This window comes from Inquilinus sp. NPDC058860, assembly GCF_042743185.1.
Taxonomy (GTDB): domain Bacteria; phylum Pseudomonadota; class Alphaproteobacteria; order DSM-16000; family Inquilinaceae; genus Inquilinus.
Genome location: NZ_JBHYMS010000131.1, coordinates 1 through 2,784, shown reverse-complemented (window position 1 = coordinate 2,784; position 2,784 = coordinate 1). Strand labels below are relative to the sequence as shown.

The following is a 2,784-nucleotide window of genomic DNA, read 5'->3' as shown; positions in this document are numbered from 1 at the left end:
CCGAGCTGGCCATCGCCCGGATCTGGCAAGACGTCCTCGGCCTCGCCCATGTCTCCCGCCACGACGACTTCTTCCAGCTCGGCGGGCACTCGCTGTTGGCGACCAAGATGGTGTCGCGGTTGCGCCAGACCCTGGCGGTGGAGCTGCCGTTGGCGGCGTTGTTCGAGGCCCGCACGATCGCCGATCTGGCCGCGCTGATCGACCGACACGGCCGCGGCAACGCCGCGGCGGAACTGGATGCGATGTCCGACCTCCTGGACGCGCTGGAGCTGCCCGAATGAACGACATGACCGTGCCGCAGGCCGACCCGATGCACGCGATCGCCGAGCGCGTCGCCGCCTTGCCGGCCGACAAGCGCCGGCAGTTCCTGGCCCAGCTCGACGCCAAGGGCATCAGCGCCCAGCGCCTGCCGATCGTGCCGGTCGAGCGCGGCGGCGACCTGCCGCTGTCCCACGCCCAGCGCCGCCTCTGGCTGCTGTGGAAGCTGGAGCCGGAGAGCGCGGCCTATCACATCACCGGCGGCCTGCGCCTGTCGGGCGATCTCGACGAGGCGGCGCTGCAGGCGGCGCTGGACGGGCTGGTCGCGCGCCACGAGGCGCTGCGCACGGTGTTCCCGGAAACCGACGGCGAGCCGCTGCAGCACATCCTGCCGCCGGCGCCGCTGGATCTCGCCCGGATCGACCTGTCGGGCGGGCGACAGGCGCAGCTCGACGAAGTCTCGGCCGCCGAGGCGCGACGGACCTTCGACCTCGCCGCCGGCCCGCTGCTGCGCGCCACGCTGGTCCGGCTGGCGGCGGACGAGCATGTGCTGCTGCTGACCCTGCATCACATCGTCGCCGATGGTTGGTCGCTCGATCTCCTGGTCGAGGATCTGGCCCGCTTCTACGACGACCACCGGTCGGGCCGGCCGCAAGCTGCGGCGGCCAAGATCCAATACGCCGACTACGCGCTCTGGCAGCGCCAGCTGATGGAGGCCGGCGAGGGCGAACGGCTGCTCGCCTCCTGGCTCGAGCGGCTCGGCCCCGTGCAGCCGGTGCTGGAGCTGCCGGCCGACCGGCCGCGGCCGAGCGAGCCGAGTTGGCGCGGCGACACCGTCGACTTCGACCTGCCGGACGACCTTTCCGCAGCGCTGCGGGCGCTGGCGCAACAGCAGGGCGCGACCCCGTTCATGGTGCTGCTGGCCGGTTTCTCGGCGCTGCTGCGGCGGCTCGGCGGACAGGGCGAGCTGCGCATCGGCGTGCCCGTGGCCAACCGCCAGCGCCAGGATGTCGAGGCGGTGGTCGGCTGCTTCGTCAACACCCAGGTGCTGCCGGTCACGGTCGATGGCCGGGCGGATTTCCGGTCGCTGCTGGCGGCGGTGCGCGACACGGCGCTGGCGGCCCAGTCGCATCAGGCGCTGCCCTTCGAGCGGCTGGTCGAGGCGCTGAACCCCGAGCGCAGCCTGAGCCGCAACCCGCTGTTCCAGGTGATGATGCAGCACGGCCGGCGTCGCAACGCGGTGGCGCTGCGACTCGGCGACGTGCGGGCCGAGATCCTGGCGCGGCCCGCCGGCAGCGCCCAGTTCGATCTGAGCCTGACCACGGCGGAGGACGAGACCGGCCGGATCTCCGCCGAGCTGACCTATGCCGCCGAGTTGTTCGACCGGGCGACGGTGGAGCGCTGGCGCGACAGCTTCGTCCAACTGCTGCAGGAGGCCGTCGTGCATCCGGACCGGCCGCTGGCGCGGCTGGACCTCCAGACCGATGCGGACCGGCAACGTCTGTCCATCTGGAACGCGACGGACACGGCTTACGAAGCCGCGCCGAGCGTGCTGGCACTGATCGAGCGGCAGGCGCAGGCGACGCCTCAGGCGGAGGCGCTGGTGTTCGGCGCCGAGCGGCTGAGCTACGCCGAGCTGGAGCGGCGGAGCAACCGCCTGGCGCAGGCGCTGGCGGCCCGCGGTGTTGGCCCGGACGTGCTGGTCGGGGTGGCGGCGGAACGGTCGGTGGAGATGGTGCTGGCGCTGCTCGGCATCGCCAAGGCGGGCGGGGCGTACCTGCCGCTCGACCCGGAGCATCCGCGCGAGCGCCTGGCCGGCACCATCGCCGAGACCGGGCTGAAGCTGGTGCTGGCCCAGGCGCATCTCACCGACCGGCTGCCGGACGGCGTCGAGGTGGTGGCGCTGGAGGGCTGGGACCTCTCCGGGTATCCGGACGAGGCGCCGGACGTCGCCTGGCATCCGGAGGGTCTGGCCTACTGCATCACGACCTCGGGGTCGACCGGCAAGCCCAAGGCGGTGGGCAACAGCCACAAGGGGCTCTTGAACCGGCTGCAATGGATGCAGGCGGAATACGGCATCGGTCCGGGGGACCGGGTGCTGCAGAAGACGCCCTACGGCTTCGACGTGTCGGTGTGGGAGTTCTTCTGGCCGTTGATGACCGGGGCCTGCCTGGTGGTGGCGGAACTGGGGGCGCACAGAGACCCCGAGGCGCTGGGCCGGGTGATCCGGTCGGAGGGGATCACGACGCTGCACTTCGTGCCGTCGATGCTGGGGGCCTTCGCGGCCTCGGGCGAGCTGCCCGCCTGCACCAGCCTGCGCCGGATCATCTGCAGCGGCGAGGCCTTGCCGCGCGAGCTGCAGGACGCGGTGCTGGGTCAGACGGCGGCCGGTCTACACAACCTGTACGGCCCAACCGAGGCGGCGATCGATGTCACGGTCTGGGCCTGCCGGCCCGAACCCGGGCAGCGGAGCGTGCCGATCGGGCATGCCATCGCCAACACCCGGATCCATGTGCTGGATGCCGA

The 2,784-nt window shown here is 72.3% G+C and carries 2 protein-coding genes; both read left to right on the top strand.

Annotated elements, in window-relative coordinates; genetic code table 11:
* Window positions 1-281: phosphopantetheine-binding protein (locus ACFW16_RS35995; protein ID WP_380313909.1), on the top strand; the 281-nt coding region annotated here is incomplete at its 5' end.
* Window positions 278-2,784 (top strand): condensation domain-containing protein (locus ACFW16_RS35990; protein ID WP_380313908.1); only part of this gene is annotated, 2,507 nt, incomplete at its 3' end. The genes ACFW16_RS35995 and ACFW16_RS35990, both read left to right, overlap by 4 nt.